This window comes from Aliihoeflea sp. 40Bstr573, from assembly GCF_024105655.1.
Taxonomy (GTDB): Bacteria; Pseudomonadota; Alphaproteobacteria; order Rhizobiales; family Rhizobiaceae; genus Aliihoeflea.
The window spans coordinates 86573-102195 of record NZ_JAAAMH010000009.1 but is presented as its reverse complement, the minus strand read 5'-3'; the positions used below and the strand labels follow the sequence as shown (position 1 = coordinate 102195).

At 63.2% G+C, this 15623-nt stretch carries 13 protein-coding genes and 1 pseudogene; 7 read left to right on the top strand and 7 right to left on the bottom strand.

The features are described from left to right. Positions 1-78 precede the first annotated feature (78 nt). Positions 79-520, bottom strand: a pseudogene (locus GTK01_RS12940) (pyridoxamine 5'-phosphate oxidase family protein). Positions 521-747: 227 nt separating this feature from the next. On the opposite strand from GTK01_RS12940, the gene GTK01_RS12935 reads away from it, so the two are divergent. The 5 genes from GTK01_RS12935 to GTK01_RS12915 all read left to right on the top strand — a co-directional run bounded on the left by GTK01_RS12935 (position 748) and on the right by GTK01_RS12915 (position 6419). Further along, positions 748-1749 carry a sulfate ABC transporter substrate-binding protein gene (locus GTK01_RS12935; protein ID WP_252926302.1) on the top strand — a complete coding sequence of 334 codons (1002 nt, stop codon included), beginning with the start codon at positions 748-750 and terminating at the stop codon, positions 1747-1749. A gap of 98 nt (positions 1750-1847) precedes the next feature. Then, positions 1848-2672, top strand: coding sequence for a sulfate ABC transporter permease subunit CysT (gene cysT, locus GTK01_RS12930; RefSeq protein WP_252926301.1), 825 nt, complete (start codon positions 1848-1850; stop codon positions 2670-2672). A gap of 2 nt (positions 2673-2674) precedes the next feature. After that, a complete protein-coding gene (gene cysW, locus GTK01_RS12925) occupies positions 2675-3556 on the top strand; it encodes a sulfate ABC transporter permease subunit CysW (RefSeq protein WP_252926300.1) in 882 nt (293 codons plus the stop codon). Then, on the top strand, positions 3553-4575 hold the full coding sequence (locus GTK01_RS12920) for a sulfate/molybdate ABC transporter ATP-binding protein (protein ID WP_252926299.1): 1023 nt from the start codon (positions 3553-3555) through the stop codon (positions 4573-4575). Before cysW ends, GTK01_RS12920 begins: the two co-directional genes overlap by 4 nt. A 95-nt stretch (positions 4576-4670) precedes the next feature. After that, positions 4671-6419, top strand: coding sequence for a DEAD/DEAH box helicase (locus tag GTK01_RS12915; RefSeq protein ID WP_252926298.1), 1749 nt, complete (start codon positions 4671-4673; stop codon positions 6417-6419). Positions 6420-6456: 37 nt separating this feature from the next. Here the strand turns inward: GTK01_RS12915 and parC are convergent, their stop codons facing one another. Beyond that, positions 6457-8742, bottom strand: a complete 2286-nt coding sequence (gene parC, locus GTK01_RS12910) for a DNA topoisomerase IV subunit A (protein ID WP_252926297.1) — start codon at positions 8740-8742, stop codon at positions 6457-6459. Between the two features lie 170 nt (positions 8743-8912). Between parC and GTK01_RS12905 the strand changes: the two genes are divergently transcribed. Beyond that, on the top strand, positions 8913-10094 hold the full coding sequence (locus tag GTK01_RS12905) for a hypothetical protein (protein ID WP_252926296.1): 1182 nt from the start codon (positions 8913-8915) through the stop codon (positions 10092-10094). A gap of 10 nt (positions 10095-10104) precedes the next feature. Here GTK01_RS12905 and GTK01_RS12900 read toward each other — a convergent pair whose 3' ends face one another. The 5 genes from GTK01_RS12900 to GTK01_RS12880 all read right to left on the bottom strand — a co-directional run bounded on the left by GTK01_RS12900 (position 10105) and on the right by GTK01_RS12880 (position 14128). Beyond that, the gene (locus GTK01_RS12900; protein WP_252926393.1) at positions 10105-10692 is read right to left on the bottom strand and encodes a DUF922 domain-containing Zn-dependent protease; all 588 of its coding nucleotides are present in this window, start codon (positions 10690-10692) and stop codon (positions 10105-10107) included. After that, positions 10692-11324, bottom strand: a complete 633-nt coding sequence (locus tag GTK01_RS12895; RefSeq protein ID WP_252926295.1) for a pyroglutamyl-peptidase I — start codon at positions 11322-11324, stop codon at positions 10692-10694. The genes GTK01_RS12900 and GTK01_RS12895 overlap by 1 nt, the downstream gene beginning before the upstream one ends. Before the next feature lie 18 nt (positions 11325-11342). Next, positions 11343-13136: an aspartate--tRNA ligase gene (gene aspS, locus GTK01_RS12890; protein ID WP_252926294.1), complete on the bottom strand. Its 1794-nt coding sequence runs from the start codon at positions 13134-13136 to the stop codon at positions 11343-11345. Between the two features lie 135 nt (positions 13137-13271). Continuing rightward, positions 13272-13640, bottom strand: coding sequence for a hypothetical protein (locus GTK01_RS12885; protein WP_252926293.1), 369 nt, complete (start codon positions 13638-13640; stop codon positions 13272-13274). Positions 13641-13696: 56 nt separating this feature from the next. Then, on the bottom strand, positions 13697-14128 hold the full coding sequence (locus GTK01_RS12880; protein WP_252926292.1) for a hypothetical protein: 432 nt from the start codon (positions 14126-14128) through the stop codon (positions 13697-13699). 182 nt (positions 14129-14310) lie between these two features. Between GTK01_RS12880 and GTK01_RS12875 the strand changes: the two genes are divergently transcribed. Further along, positions 14311-15549 carry an MFS transporter gene (locus GTK01_RS12875; protein WP_252926291.1) on the top strand — a complete coding sequence of 413 codons (1239 nt, stop codon included), beginning with the start codon at positions 14311-14313 and terminating at the stop codon, positions 15547-15549. Positions 15550-15623: the final 74 nt, after the last annotated feature.

The window sequence follows — 15623 nt, the reverse complement described above, 5'->3', positions numbered from 1 at the left end:
ACAACTGGCTTGCTCGCGATCTGCCTGAAACGGAAAAGGCCCGCCGGAGCGGGCCTTCGCGAATGGGTCAGGAGAAGCCTAGATCCTGACCTTCTCATTGTCGCCCATGTCGGGGCGGCTGTCTGAGACGGCCGCCGTCAGCATCTTTACTGCGCGTCGTTGGGCGTGACCTTCATGATGCGTATCGAAGGATCTTCGGGGTCATCCCACCAGGCCTTCGCCGGCGTCGACCAGAGTTCCTTGATCTTCGCCCGGTCGTTGGAGACGACGGCGCGCCCTGCCACGGAGACATATTTCTGATCACCGGCATCGGCAAAGAACAACCCGACATGCGGGTCGCGCTCGATCTCTTCATCCTTGTGGCTTTCGGCATCGGTCAGGAAATAGATCGCATGTTCGTCGCGCTCGAAATGCGCGGCCATCGGGCGCGCGCGGATTTCCTGCCGTCCTTGGTGGCAAGCATGCAAAAACCGATCTTCTTCATCAGCTTCCAGACATGGTCGATCTTGTCATCGCTCATAGCATTCCTCGTATGATGATTGGACGTCATCAACCCGAGAGGGTGTAAGATGTTCCAACAGTTGCGGAGGGCGCAACCGCATCCGGAATCTTTTTTCCTGATCGCCCATGGAAATGAAATTCCATCCCATACTCTCGCGTCACTGCGAAGGCGTCGACCTTCATGTGGCACTGCTGCGCGGATAGATTCCGGCTTCATCATTCAGCCTTCCAAACGAGGACCCATCAATGAAGCGCCTCTTGCTTGCCGGCGTCGCTGCCGCCCTTCTCTTCAGTGCACCTGCACACGCGCAACAGCCGACCTCGCTTCTCAACGCTTCCTACGACATTGCCCGCGAACTCTTCGCAGCGGTCAACGAGGCCTTTATCCCGGCCTATAAGGAGCAGACCGGCCAGGACGTCACGATTGACCAGTCGCATGCGGGAACCTCCCGACAGGCCCGCGCCATCGTCGAAGGTCTCGAAGCCGACGTCGTGACGTTCAACCAGGTCACCGACATCGACTTCCTCGTCCAGAACGGCTTCGTTTCGGAGGATTGGCAAGACGAATTCCCGAACAAGTCGTCGCCTTTCTATTCCCTGCCATCCTTCCTCGTGCGTGAAGGCAATCCGAAGGGTATCGAGGACTGGGACGATCTGGTTCGCGAGGACGTGCAGGTCATTTTCCCCAACCCCAAGACCTCCGGCAATGCCCGCTATACCTATCTTGCCGCCTACGCCTATGCGCTCGAAGCTTTCGACGGCGATGAGACCAAGGCGCAGGAATTCGTGAAGAAGATTTTCGACAACGTCCCCGTCTTCGACACAGGCGGCCGCGCTGCGACGACGACCTTCGTCGAGCGCCAGATCGGCGACGTTCTGATCACGTTCGAAGCCGAGACCAAGGCGATCGGCAAGGAATTCGGCGAGGATCAGTATGACCTCGTCACGCCGTCCGTCAGCCTTCTGGCGGAGTTTCCGGTGGCGATTGTCGACCGGGTCGCCGAACGTCGCGGTTCGGGCGAACTCGCCAAAGCCTATCTCGATTTCCTCTACACCGAGGAAGGCCAGCGCATTGCAGCGGAACACGGCCACCGCGTCGACAACGAAACGGTCGCTCCCGAATTCGCGGAAGGCTTTCCCGAAGTGCGGCTGGTGACGGTCGAGGATGTATTCGGCGGATGGGACAAGGCCCAGGAAGAGCATTTCGCCTCCGGGGCGATCCTCGACCAGCTCTACGGCCAGCGTTGACGCCACCTTGGCTTGCTGTATTGACCGGCGGGTGAAAACCCGCCGGTTTGGCTTTGGGATCGCATGATGTTCTTCTCAACCCCTTTCGGTATGTCGACATGAGCCGCCGCCGCGTCATTCCCGGGCTGCCGTTGTCACTCGGCATCACGCTTTTCTACGTCGGCCTCATCATCGCCCTGCCGCTAGGGGCGCTGGTCTTCAAGGCCGCGAGCCTCGGGCCGGAAGCCTACTGGAACATAATTTCCTCCGAACGCGCGGTGGCAAGCTATCGCGTCACGGTGCTGTCCGCACTCGCCGCGACCGTCTTCAACCTCGTCTTCGGTCTCGCACTCGCGTGGGTTCTCGTTCGCTACTCGTTTCCCGGCCGCAGGCTTGTCGATGCCATCGTCGACCTGCCCTTTGCGTTGCCGACCGCCGTGGCCGGCATCGCGCTCACGACGCTTTTTGCGCCCAACGGCTGGTTCGGCGCGCCGCTGATGGATGCCGGCATCCGCGTCGCCTACACGCCGATCGGCATCATGATTGCGATGGCGTTCACCAGCCTGCCTTTCATCGTGCGCACAGTGCAGCCCGTTCTCGAAGACCTCGACCCGGCGTTCGAGGAAGCTGCGCAGTCACTTGGCGGCAACGACGCCGCGATCTTCGCCAGGGTGATCCTGCCGCTCCTTTGGCCGGCGCTTCTGGCCGGCACGTCGCTGGCCTTCGCGCGCAGCCTCGGTGAATTCGGCGCGATCATCTTCATCGCCGGCAATCAGCCCTTCTCGACGGAGATCACCGCGCTTCTCGCCTTCATACGGCTTGAGGAGTATGACTACCCGGCCGCAGCCGCCATCGCGTCCGTCATGCTCATTGCCGCGTTCGTGATGCTTGCCGTGACCAACATCCTGCAGGCCCGCGCCCTGCGCTATACGGCGAGGACCTGACGATGCGCCATGCAAAAGGCAAGCCGCCGCGCGTCGGTGACCGTCCCGCGATCCGTCGCACGCTGATCGCCGTCGTGCTCGTCACAGGCGCGTTTTTCGTTCTGGCACCGCTCGTCGTGATCGCTGTCCAGGCCTTCTCCCTGGGCGTCGGCTATTTTGGAGCGACCATCGCGCATCCCGACACACGCCACGCGATCTTTCTTACCGCTGCCACTGCGCTGATCGCGGTGCCGATCAATACGATCTTCGGTATCGCCGCGGCATGGGCCGTCACGAAGTACGAATTTTGGGGACGCCGGTTCCTGATCGTCATCATCGAGATTCCCTTCTCGATTTCGCCGGTCGTCGCGGGCGTAGCATATCTGTTCGTCTACGGACTCCAGGGTCTGTTCGGGCCGATGCTGCAATCGGCCGAGGTCAGGGTGCTCTTCGCCCTGCCCGGCATCGTTCTCGCCTCGATGTTCGTTACCGCGCCCTTTGTCGCGCGCGAACTCATCCCGTTGATGCAGGCACAGGGGAGAGATCTCGAGGAAGCCGCGACTTCGCTCGGTGCGTCGGGCTGGCGCACCTTTTTCTCGGTCACTCTGCCCAACATCAAATGGGCGCTGCTCTACGGCGTCGTTCTTTGCAACGCCCGTGTCATGGGCGAGTTCGGCGCGGTTTCGGTCGTCTCGGGCAATATTCGCGGACAGACGAACACGCTGCCGCTGCACATCGAACTCCTCTACCACGACTATAATGCCGTGGGCGCATTCGCGGCTGCTTCCATCCTTGCGCTTCTCGCCGTCGTGACCATCGTTGCCAAGGTGCTGCTCGAGCGCCAGGGCGCCGGCCGCCGCTCGCGTCCAGCGCTCGCCGCCCCTATCGTTGAGGCCAAGCCATGAAGATCAGCCTGAAGAACGTCGCCAAGACCTTCCAGACCTTTCGCGCGGTGCGCGGCGTCTCGCTCGAAATCGAAAGCGGCGAACTCGTCGCGCTCCTCGGCCCGTCCGGTTCCGGCAAGACGACGATCCTGCGCATGGTCGCAGGGCTCGAATATGCCGACGAAGGCCAGATCTTCTTCGGCGACGAGGACGCGACCGACATTCCCGTGCGCGAACGCGGCGTCGGCTTTGTCTTCCAGCACTATGCGCTCTTTCCGCACATGACAGTTGGCGAGAATGTTGCCTTCGGCATGAAGGTTTCCAAGAAGAAGCGCTCCAAGGCCGACATCGAGGCGCGCGTCGGCGAACTCCTGCGTCTCGTCAAGCTGGACGGGCTGCAGGATCGCTTCCCGAATCAGATTTCCGGCGGCCAGCGCCAGCGCGTCGCGCTTGCCCGCGCACTTGCGGTCGATCCCAAAGTGCTTCTCCTCGACGAACCGTTCGGCGCGCTCGACGCCAATGTGCGCCGCGAACTGCGCCGCTGGCTGCGCGAAATTCATTCCGAACTCGGCATCACGACGTTGTTCGTCACACACGACCAGGAAGAGGCGCTCGATCTTGCCGACCGCGTCGTCATCCTCGACGAGGGCCGGATCGTGCAAGAGGGCACCCCTGCGCAAGTCACCCGCCAGCCCAAATCGGCATTCGTGGTGCGTTTCCTGGGCGACACCAACCGCCTCAGCGCGTCGGTCGCAAACGGCATGGCCGATCTCGGCGGCGCTTCCATCGCCGCGCCTGCTCTCGCCGATGGCAAGGCGGACGCCTATCTGCGGCCGAACGACCTGACATGGTCGACGACCGGCGGGGGTATTCCGGCGTCGGTCGAGGGCGTCCTCGACCGTACCGGCTCCCGGCGCGTCATCGCCGTGACGGACCGTGGCGACCCGCTCGAGTTCGACGTCGCGCCGGAAGTCGCTGTAAAGGCAGGCGACCGCGGCTTCGTGCAGATCGCCCGCGCACAGCTGTTCGCGGCGGAGTAGTCGCTTCTATACATTTGAGGCAAAGCCGGCTAGGAAGGCGCAAAATTCAGCGCCGCGTCCGTTGCGCCCGCGCGTCCACTCCCGAAAGACGACCGATGAACGAATTCGAAGGCATCTTGCCTCCGCTTGCCGCCGCACTTGAAAAGCGCGGCTATTCCTCTTTGACCCCGGTGCAGAAAGCCGTCACCGGATCCGAACTCGGAGATGCCGACGCGCTCGTCTCGGCGCAAACCGGCTCGGGCAAGACCGTAGCCTTCGGCCTCGCACTCGCGCCGACGCTTCTGGGCGACGATGAGCGTTTTGGCCCCGCTGCCGCGCCGCTGGCGCTCGCTATCGCGCCGACGCGCGAACTGGCACTCCAGGTCAAGCGCGAACTCGAATGGCTCTATGCAGAGACCGGCGCCACCGTGGCTTCCTGTGTCGGCGGCATGGACATGCGTTCGGAGCGCCGCACCCTGGAGCGTGGCGCGCAGATCGTCGTCGGCACGCCGGGGCGCCTTCGCGACCACATCACGCGCGGCTCGCTACAGCTCGACGATATCCGCGCCGTCGTGCTCGACGAAGCTGACGAGATGCTCGACCTTGGCTTTCGCGAAGACCTCGAGTTCATTCTCGAAGCCGCGCCCGACGACCGCCGCACGCTGATGTTCTCGGCCACGGTGTCGAAGCCGATCGCCGAACTTGCCAAGAACTACCAGCGCAACGCCGTGCGCATCTCGACCGCGGCCGAAGCGCGCCAGCACGGCGACATCGAATACCGCGCGCTGAGCGTCGCCGAGGCAGATCGCGAGAACGCGATCATCAACGTCCTGCGCTATTACGAGCCGACCAACGCGCTCGTCTTCTGCTCGACGCGCGCGGCGGTCAACCACATGACCGCGCGCTTCAACAATCGTGGCTTCTCAGTGGTCGCGCTTTCGGGCGAACTCAGCCAGAACGAGCGCACGCATGCGCTGCAGGCCATGCGCGACGGACGCGCGCAAGTGTGCATCGCCACCGACGTCGCCGCGCGCGGCATCGATCTGCCGAACCTCGAACTCGTCATCCACGCTGATCTGCCGACCAATCGTGAAACGCTCCTTCACCGTTCGGGCCGCACCGGCCGCGCCGGTCGCAAGGGCATGAGCGTCCTGATAGTGCCGAACAAGGCCGGCAAGCGCGCCAGCCGGCTTCTTCAAAGTGCCTCCATCAACGCCCAGTGGGGCAAGCCGCCAACAGCCGAGGAAGTCGTGCAGCGTGACGACGAGCGCCTGCTTGCCGATCCCGCCTTGAGCGAGCCGATCACCGAAGACGTCGAGGAGTTCGTTCGCCAGATCATTGACAAGCACGGCGCCGAACAGGTTGCCGCCGCCTATATCCGCGCCTACCGCGCGGGCCGCTCTGCGCCCGAAGATCTGATGGAGGTCAATTTCGTCGAGGAGCGGAAAGCCGCGAAGGAACGCGAACCGTTCGGTGATGCCGTCTGGTTCTCGCTGTCGATCGGGCGCAAGCAGAATGCCGAGCCGCGCTGGCTGATCCCGATGCTCTGCCGCAACGGGAACCTGACCAAGAAAGACATCGGCGCGATCAAGATGATGCCGGAGGAGACCTTCGTCGAGATCGCGGCGGGCTCCGCCGACCGCTTCGCCGCACTCATCGGCAAGAAGGGCGACCTCGAACGCGGCATCCGCGTGCGCCGGGTCGAAGGCACGCCGGAATTCGCACGCGACGCCAAGCCGGCGCATCGCGGCCAGAAGCCGGACCAGAAGTTCGAGAAGAAGGGCTGGTCGAAGAAGCCGGGAAAGCCGAAATTCGAGAAGCGCCCGGATGGCTTCAAGAAGAAGAAGCCGAAGCGCGAGGCCTGAGTTCGAAAGGGCGCCGTCGGCGCCCTTTTTCGTTTCTTCAGTTGAACTTTCCGGAGCGCGGGAAGCCCTTCGGCACCATACGGCCGGCGCCGGCACGGTTGCCGATCCACTCGATCAGCTCGGCCTGGCTGCGGGTGAACCCGCGCCCGGCCGAATCCGTCCAGGTCAGCCCCGCCTCCATCGCGAAGGTCTTTGCGTCCGACACGCCGCCATCCTTGTAGCGCTGCAGGCGCACGCCCTTGCCGCGCGTCATTTCCGGCACTTCCACCAGCGGAAAGACCAACAGCTTTCGGTTCTCGCCGACAATTGCGAGATGGTCGCCTGAAACCGTCAGGCAAAGCCGCGCCTCGTCGGGCGACTTCACGTTCATCACCTGCTTGCCCTTGCGCGTGTTGGCGACGACTTCGGCTTCCGCAACGGTAAAGCCGTAACCCTCGCGACTGACGAGCAGCAGCCGGCGCTGGGCGTCGTGAACGAAGGCGGTCAGGATGTCCTGATCGTTCTCCATGTCGACCATGATGCGAATCGGCTCGCCATGCCCGCGCCCACCCGGCAGGCGGTCCGCGCCCAGCGTGTAGAATTTGCCGCCAGTGGTGAAGACGATGATCTTGTCAGTGGTCTGCGCGTGGAAGGCGAGCTTGAGCTTGTCGCCCTCCTTGAAGGTCAGCGACGTGAAGTCGGCCATGTGGCCCTTCATTGCGCGCAGCCAGCCCTTTTCGGAGACGACGATTGTCACCGGCTCTTTCTCGATCATGGCGTGGTGAATATCACCGAGATCATGTTCGGGCGCGTCGGCGAACTGGGTGCGGCGTTTGCCCAGATCGGTGTGCGAGCCGAACTTGTCGCGAATCTTCTCCACCTCCCAGCGGATCGTCTTCCACTGTTTCGTCTCGGAGGCGAGCAGGCCCTCGATCTGGGTCTTCTCAGCCGATAGCGCCTCGTGCTCCTTTCGGATCTCGAACTCCTCCAGCTTGCGCAAATTGCGCAGGCGCATGTTGAGGATGGCTTCCGCCTGGATGTCGGTCAGGTCCCAACGGGCGATCATCACCTTCTTGGGCTCGTCATCCTCGCGGATGATGCGGATCACCTCGTCGATGTTGAGGTAGGCGATCAGAAGGCCGCCGAGGATTTCCAGCCGCCTCTCGATCTCCGCCAGCCGGTGGCGCGAGCGCCGGATCAGCACTTCCTTGCGGTGCTCCAGCCACTCGACCAGAACACCCTTGAGCGAGAGCACGTTCGGCACCTTGCCGCGCGTGAGCACATTCATGTTGAGCGGGAAGCGGCTTTCGAGCTCGGTCAGCTTGAAGACCGATTCCATCAGGAGCGCCGGGTCGACCAGCCGGCTCTTCGGCACCAGGACGAGGCGGATGTCCTCCGCGCTTTCGTCGCGCACGTCATCGAGCAGCGGCAGCTTGCGGGCAAGCAGCAGCTCGGCAATCTTTTCGACCAGCCGCGCCTTCTGCACGCCGTAGGGTATTTCGGTGACGACGATCTGATAAGTACCCCTGCCCTGATCCTCCTGCATCCATTTCGCGCGCACGCGAAATGAGCCGCGTCCCGTCTTGTAGGCCTGCGCGATCATGTCGAAATCGTCGACGATGATGCCGCCGGTGGGGAAGTCCGGCCCGCGCACCATGTTCTCGTCCGGATCGGTCGGGTGCGGCTCGCGGGTCAGGAGGTCCTCGACCTCGGCGTCCGGATGGTCGATCAGGTGGAGCGCAGCCTTGCATAGCTCCGCAAGGTTATGCGGCGGCACAGAGGTCGCCATGCCCACGGCAATGCCGGACGAGCCGTTCGCCAGCAGATTCGGGAAGGCCCCGGGAAGAACGACCGGCTCTTCGTCCTCCTCGTTGTAGGTCGGGCGGAAATCGACCGCGTCTTCGGTAATGCCGGCCAAAAGCTCGGTCGTCACCTCGGTCATGCGCGCCTCGGTGTAGCGCATCGCGGCCGCGTTATCGCCGTCGATATTGCCGAAATTGCCCTGCCCGTCGACGAGCGGATATCGCACCGAAAAGGACTGCGCCAGGCGCACCAGCGCGTCATAGATCGACTGGTCGCCATGCGGATGGAACTTGCCCATCACCTCGCCGACGATGCGGGCGCACTTGGCGAATCCTTGCTCGGGGTTCAGCCGCAGAAGGCGCATCGCATGGACGATGCGCCGATGGACCGGCTTCAGCCCGTCGCGCACGTCCGGCAGCGCGCGATGCATGATGGTCGAGAGTGCATAGGCCAGATAGCGCTCCTCGAGCGCCTTCTTCAGGTCGACCGGCTCGATGTTGTCACCGTCTCCGGCGCCAGGCGGCAAAAGGCTTTTTCCCATGGGTATGGCTTAACCAGACGGGGGATTCGCAGCAAGGCCACTGGCCGTCGCACCCCTTGTCAATCCACCGAAAAGCGCCGCCCCACGATATTCCCCCACAGAAACATCATTTGCGTTTTCACCGCGTCTGCGCGCATTCTTCCGGCAAATTCAAGATCAAGGTACATTCGATGCAGATCGTTGCGACTGAAATGACGACACTGGCGCTCGGCGCCGCGCTGGCGGTGACCACGTTCTCGGGAGCCTTCGCGCAGGACGTCGACGCTGCGCTCGCCCGCATGAAGGCCCTGATGGAGGCCCAGGGCGTTGTGCTCGACTGGTCCGAGGCAGACGTTTCAGGGTCGAATGCGACGCTCACCGGCGTCACCGTGACCTCCGAGGGAACTGCCGAGCCGATCGGCGACATCGAGCTGACCGGCATTGCTGACGACGAGAATGGCTACCGCGTCGGCCGCATTTCCATGCCGACCTATTCGGCGACCGAGGCCGGCGGCACACTCACCTTGACCGACCTGGTCATGGACGAGGTCTTCCTTCCGAACGAGGGCGTGGACATCGCCGGAGCCGAAATATTCTTTTACGAACGTGCGGCGCTCGGCTCAGCCACGCTTGAAACCGAAGGGCGCGAGATTTTCTCGCTCGCCAATCTGAACGTCGAGATCAGCCCGCCCGAGGGCGACGGCGAACTGGCATTCACCGGCGGCGCCGACGCGTTCACCGCAGATCTCAGCGCCACGGAAGACCCCAAGCAGTCCGAAGTCCTGTCGCGTCTCGGCTACGATCAGGTTTCCGGCCGAATGGATTTTGCCGGAAGCTGGGCCGCCGGTGACGGCAGGCTGAAGCTGTCGCAGTATGATTTCGTCGTCGACGATGCCGGCACGCTCGGCATCAGCTTCGACGTCAGCGGCTACACGCCCGATTTCATCAAGGCCCTGCGCGAGACGTCGGAGCGCATGGCCGCAAGTTCGGAAGCGGAGCAGTCGCGGCACGGGCTTGCCATGCTCGGCCTGATGCAGCAGCTCAATCTGCATGGGCTTGAGATCAAGTTCGACGACGCATCGCTGACGACGAAGGTGCTGGAATACGCAGCGCAGGACCAGGGCGTTTCCGCCGCCGATGTCGCCAGCCAGACGAAGGCCGTCCTTCCCTTCATGATGGCCGGCATAAACGCACCGCAGCTTTCGCAGATGGTGACGGGTGCGCTGTCGCAGTTCATCGACAACCCGCAATCGCTGACAATCCGCGCCGCGCCGGAAAACCCGGTCCCCTTCTCGATGTTGCTGGCAGCCGGCATGGCCTCGCCCGACGCACTCGTGCAGCAACTCAATTTGAGCGTGACGGCGAACGACTAGCGAAAAAAACTCAGCCGTTGACGAGGGTCAGGATGAGCTGGTGGATGTTGCCCCCACTGCTCATCTCGACCCGGTCGAAGTCGCGGCTCTTCTGGCGCTGCGCCTGCGAAAGTTCGCCAAGCCGGGCCTGAAGCTTTTGCCGGACCTTCTGGCAACGGGCATCGTCGGGCGCGCTTAGGCCGACCGAATAGGCCTCGATGGCCCTGACCATCTCCTTGATGTCCTCGCCATGCACCTTCTCGTGGGCGCGGATGCCGTCGATGAACCGATCCCAGGCGAGTTTCATGGCCGGTGCCAGCGTGCTTGACGGCTTCGGCAGCGCGTAGGTGATGATCAAATTGGGGCGCGCGGTGACCAGGACGCATGAGCCGTCCGGCTGGGGCTGGTAGTCGCGCGACCATTTCAGATCGAAATTCGTGTAGGCGATGGCTCGGCCGATCCCAATTTTTGGACCTCTGGCGCCAATCGACTGATAGAGCTCGATGCCCGTCGTGCCCGATATCGAATAGGGCTCCACACGTTCGACGGCCTCCCAATTCGCCTTGGCGCCGGGGGCGGCCGCGGCGAGCATGGCCAGCGCCAGAAACGCCCGCCGCATCATGACCGCCTCCATGCGCCGACGGTCGCCTGCAATATGATGTCAGCACCCTGACGCAGGTCGGCCAACGACATGGTCGCGCCGGTCGCAGAAGCGTCCGTATCAAGCGGCGGAACGTGGATGAAGCCCGTCATGGCGGGCGTCAGCCCGTCGCAGGCATGCGCGGCTGAGAGCGTGAAGACGGTATTGCACAGATAGCCGCCCGCATCGTCGGACCACTCGACCGGCAGGCCCGCGCCAGCAAGGCGCCGTTCGATCTCTTCGAGCGGGAGGGTCGATGCCAGCGTTGCAGGCCCCGCGCAGATCGAAGTCGACTGAGGCGTATTGCCTAGATTGTCCGGCCGCGCCCCGGCATTGGTGTTGCGCGCAATGCGTTCGAGCCGGAAGCCCCTGCACTCGCGCGCGAGCCCCAAATGAAGCGCGATGTCCGGCTGGAAGTCTGCACAGAGCGCGGCAAGCTGGGCGGCGATCGTGTCATATTCGACCGAAAGTACCGCAGTCTTCAGATCGGCGTCGATGGCGAGAGGCGTTTCACGCAGGCTTTGCACCAGGGCCTCGGTCGGATTGACCGGGGCGCCGGGGAAGACGGAAAATCCCGTCAGGAGAATGCGCGGAGGGCGGTGCCGAGCCATCCCCTCCGCCGGCATTTGTCAGGCGTCCTTCGTCGTCGTCGGCGCGATCCGCAGGTGCAGTTCGCGCAATTGCTGCGGCGTTGCCGCCGAAGGTGCGTTCATCAGGAGGTCCTGCGCCTGTTGATTCATCGGGAACATGGTCACTTCGCGCAGATTCTTCGCGCCCACGAGCAGCATGACGATGCGGTCGATGCCGGCCGCCATTCCGCCATGCGGCGGCGCGCCGTACTGGAAGGCGCGGTAGAGGCCACCGAAGCGCTCCTCGACCGTCTCACGGCCAAGGCCGACCATCTCGAAGGCCTTGACCATCGTCTCCGGCAGATGGTTGCGGATGCCGCCCGAGGCGATCTCGAAGCCGTTGCAGACCATGTCGTACTGGAACGCCTTCAGCGCCAGCGGGTCGTCCCCCTGCAAGCCCTCCATGCCGCCCTGCGGCATCGAGAACGGATTGTGGGCGAAGTCGATCTTCTTTTCGTCCTCGTTCCACTCGAAGAACGGGAAATCGACGATCCAGCACAGTTCGAACCGGTCACGGTCGACTAGGTTCAGTTCCTCGCCCGCACGGGTGCGAGCCGCGCCGGCAAACGCCACGAACTTCTTGGGATCACCCGCGACAAAGAAGCAGGCGTCGCCGTCGCCGAGACCGAGCTGAGCTGCAATTGCCGCCGTACGCTCCTCGCCGATGTTCTTGGCGATCGGTCCGGCACCTTCGAGCTTGTCGCCCTCCTTGCGCCAGAAGATATAGCCGAGACCAGGCTGGCCTTCGCCCTGCGCCCATGAATTCATGCGGTCGCAGAAAGCTCTGGAGCCGCCGGTCTTGGCCGGGATCGCCCAGACTTCGGCCTTTTCGTCAGTCGCCAGAATGTTGGCGAAAACCTTGAAGCCCGAGCCGGCAAAATGCTCCGACACTGCTTCCATGACGATCGGGTTGCGCAGGTCCGGCTTGTCGGAGCCGTATTTGCGCATGGCTTCGTCATAGGAGATGCGCGGGAATTTCTGGGTCACCGGCTTGCCGTTCGCGAAGGTCTCGAAGACCTGCCGCAGCACCGGTTCCATGGTCGAGAGCACGTCTTCCTGCTCGACGAAGCTCATTTCAAGGTCGAGCTGGTAGAATTCGCCTGGCAGGCGGTCGGCGCGGGGATCCTCGTCGCGGAAGCAGGGCGCGATCTGGAAATAGCGGTCGAAGCCCGAGACCATGATCAACTGCTTGTAGATTTGCGGCGCCTGCGGCAGTGCATAGAACTTGCCTTCGTGCAGGCGCGAGGGCACGAGGAAGTCGCGCGCGCCCTCCGGCGACGAGGCCGTCAGAATCGGCGTCGAATATTCGGTGAAGCCGACATCGGCCATGCGCTTGCGCATTTCCGCAATGATCTTCGTGCGCTGCACGATGTTGCGGTGAAGCGTTTCGCGGCGAAGGTCTAGAAAGCGGTATTTGAGGCGGATGTCCTCGGGATAATCCGGCTCGCCGAAGACCGGCAGCGGCAATTCCTTCGCCTTCGACAGGACTTCCATGCCGCGCGCAAAAATCTCGATCTCGCCGGTCGGCAGGTTCGCGTTGACAGTCTCGTCCTTGCGCGCCTTGACCTCGCCGTCGACGCGGATAACCCACTCGCCACGCACCGTCTCGGCGACTTTGAAGCAAGGCGAATCGGGGTCGGCGACGATCTGCGTCAGGCCGTAATGGTCGCGCAGGTCGATGAAGAGCAGCCCGCCATGGTCGCGGACGCGGTGCACCCAGCCAGACAGGCGCACATTCGCGCCGACGTCGCTCTTTCGAAGTTGCGCGCAAGTGTGGCTGCGGTAGGCGTGCATGGGAGGTTCTTCCAGACTGGTTCGATGGTCGCCGGGCTTGCCGTCGAACAGACTGGCCCGAAATTTCGCGCGAAAAGCGCATGCGGGGCCGGCTTTGTCAAGATTTCGCAATGGTCGGCGAGACGGCGCGTAGCGTCAGCCGGCTATGTCTCCCGCCTTGGCGAGGAAATCCGTTCTGATCCACTCGGCAAGTTCGCCCTGGCGGATGCCATTCTCGGCGGTACAGGCGTCCGAGCCGCTTTCGACATAGATGGAGCGGCCGTCGAAGCACCCTGCCGTGTAATATTCGGACACGCGCGACCAGCCATTGATGGTTTCGTAAACGACGATGGATTCGCCCTCATAGAACCGGCCGATTGAGCCGCATTCGAGCGACGGGCAAGTGCGGCGGAAGTTGTTTTCGTCCGTGACCGACATGCGCGACTGGGAGGCGGCGGGCGCGATGCCGCCGGCGACCACCAGCGTCGCCATGACCCACCATGCGTTTCCCGATATCCGCTTCATCATCACTTTTCCCTTATTCACAAGGGCCGCGCCCGGCGTGGGCACGGCCCAAAGAGTTATCCGTCGGTCGCGACTGGTGCCGCGATAGCTCTCGTCGTCGGCAGGCTCTCCATGGCGACGAGTTCGTCGGCACACATGTCGGCCGCCCCCGGCACCGCCTCTTCCATCGCCGCGAACGTGGTCCAGCCGGCATCCTCGATCATGTTGTCGCGCTCATAGCTCGACGCATCCTTCAGTTCTGCCCACTTCGCCGAAGCATCCGGCGCCGCGGAAAACCGATGAACGCAGATGGCAGACGCCAATTGGGCACGCGCATCGCGCGCGGCATCCTCGGCCATCTCCTGCGCCGTTCCGCCGGTGGTCCAGCCGCCTACGGTAAATCCGATCACCATCGTTCCAACCGCAATCGCGGCGCCCGACCAGAACCAGGCTGTCTTCGTCGGCCGGTATTCCGCCCAACGTTGCGAAAGTGAGGCAGTATGGGACATGAATCATCCCTCCGTCAGATTACAGATTGTTTCCAGCTGAAACAAATAGACACTAACACGGATGCCCCAGCGGGCCTAATCGATGGGTCCGGACGCGTCTGTGGGGCGATCCTAGAGTCAAGTTGGATCATGGCCAGCGGATGCGCCGCAGACTATAGAGTTGGCCACCGTCCCGGATTGTCATGACCTCCATTCGCCCTCTCCTTCCCCTTCTTCTCGCTGCCGGCATACTTCTTGCCGGCAATGGACTGCAGGGCACTTTGATCGCGCTGCGCGGGCAGGAGGAAGGTTTTTCGACAGGCCTCATCGGCGTCATTGGGGCGGCATATTTCGCGGGCTTTTTCTTCGGCTGCATGACGATTACGCAGATGCTGCGCGCGGTCGGGCACATCCGCGCCTTCGCCGCGCTTGCGGCGCTTGCGGCCAGCGGCACGCTGACGCTCGTCCTCTTTCTCGATCCCCTGCTGTGGGTCGTCGTGCGCTTCGTCATCGGCTTCTGCTTCGCCGGCCTGTTCACGGTGATGGAAAGCTGGATCAATTCAAGCGTGGGCAACGCGGCGCGCGGGCGGGCGACCGCCGTCTACCGCGTCATCGATCTCGTCGGCACCACCTTGTCGCAGTTCATGATCCCGCTATTCGGCATCGACGGCTTCACGATCTTCGGCGTCATGGCCATCATGATTACGCTGTCGCTGGTGCCGGTTTCGCTCGGCGACCGCTCCAACCCCAAACCGCCGGTGGAACTGAAGCTCGACCTGAGAAGCGTGTGGCTCATCTCGCCGCTTGCCTGCATCGGATCGGCGGTCGCGGGTCTGGCTAACAGCGCCTTTCGCCTCGTCGGCCCGCTTTATGCGCAGTCGATCGGCATGAATGTCGGCGAGATCGCGACCTTCATCTCGCTCGGCGTCATCGGCGGCGTGGTGCTGCAATATCCGCTCGGTGCGTTGTCGGACAAATGGGACCGCCGCAAGACGCTGCTGCTGACGTCGGCCGCAGCCATGCTTGCCGCACTCGCGCTTGCCATGGCGACTGCTTCCGGCAGCATCGTCCATTTCGCCCTGATCCTGGTATTTTCCGCCTTCGCCATGCCGGTCTATTCGCTCGCTGCCGCTCACGGCAACGACAATGCCGGCGAAGGCGGCTACGTGAAAGTCGCTGCGGCGCTGATGTTCTTCTATGCCATCGGCGCCGTGATCGGCCCCCTTGCCTCCTCCGCGCTTCTCACGCAGTTCGGCAATTCGGCGCTCTTTTTCTATCTCGTCGGCGTCTACGCGCTCTTCATCTGCGTCACGCTTTACCGGATGCGCGTGCGCGCCGCCCCGCCGCGCGCAGAGCGCGGTCGCTTCACCGCTCTTTTGCGCACGTCGCCTTTTTTCGCCAAGTTGGCCCACAAGCCGCGCAGCGCAGACCGCCTGGAGTGATTTGTGGCGAGAATCCGGTTGACGCGCGGTTGATCGGCTGTGAATGAGAAGCAAAGGACAGGATAGCCAAGCAA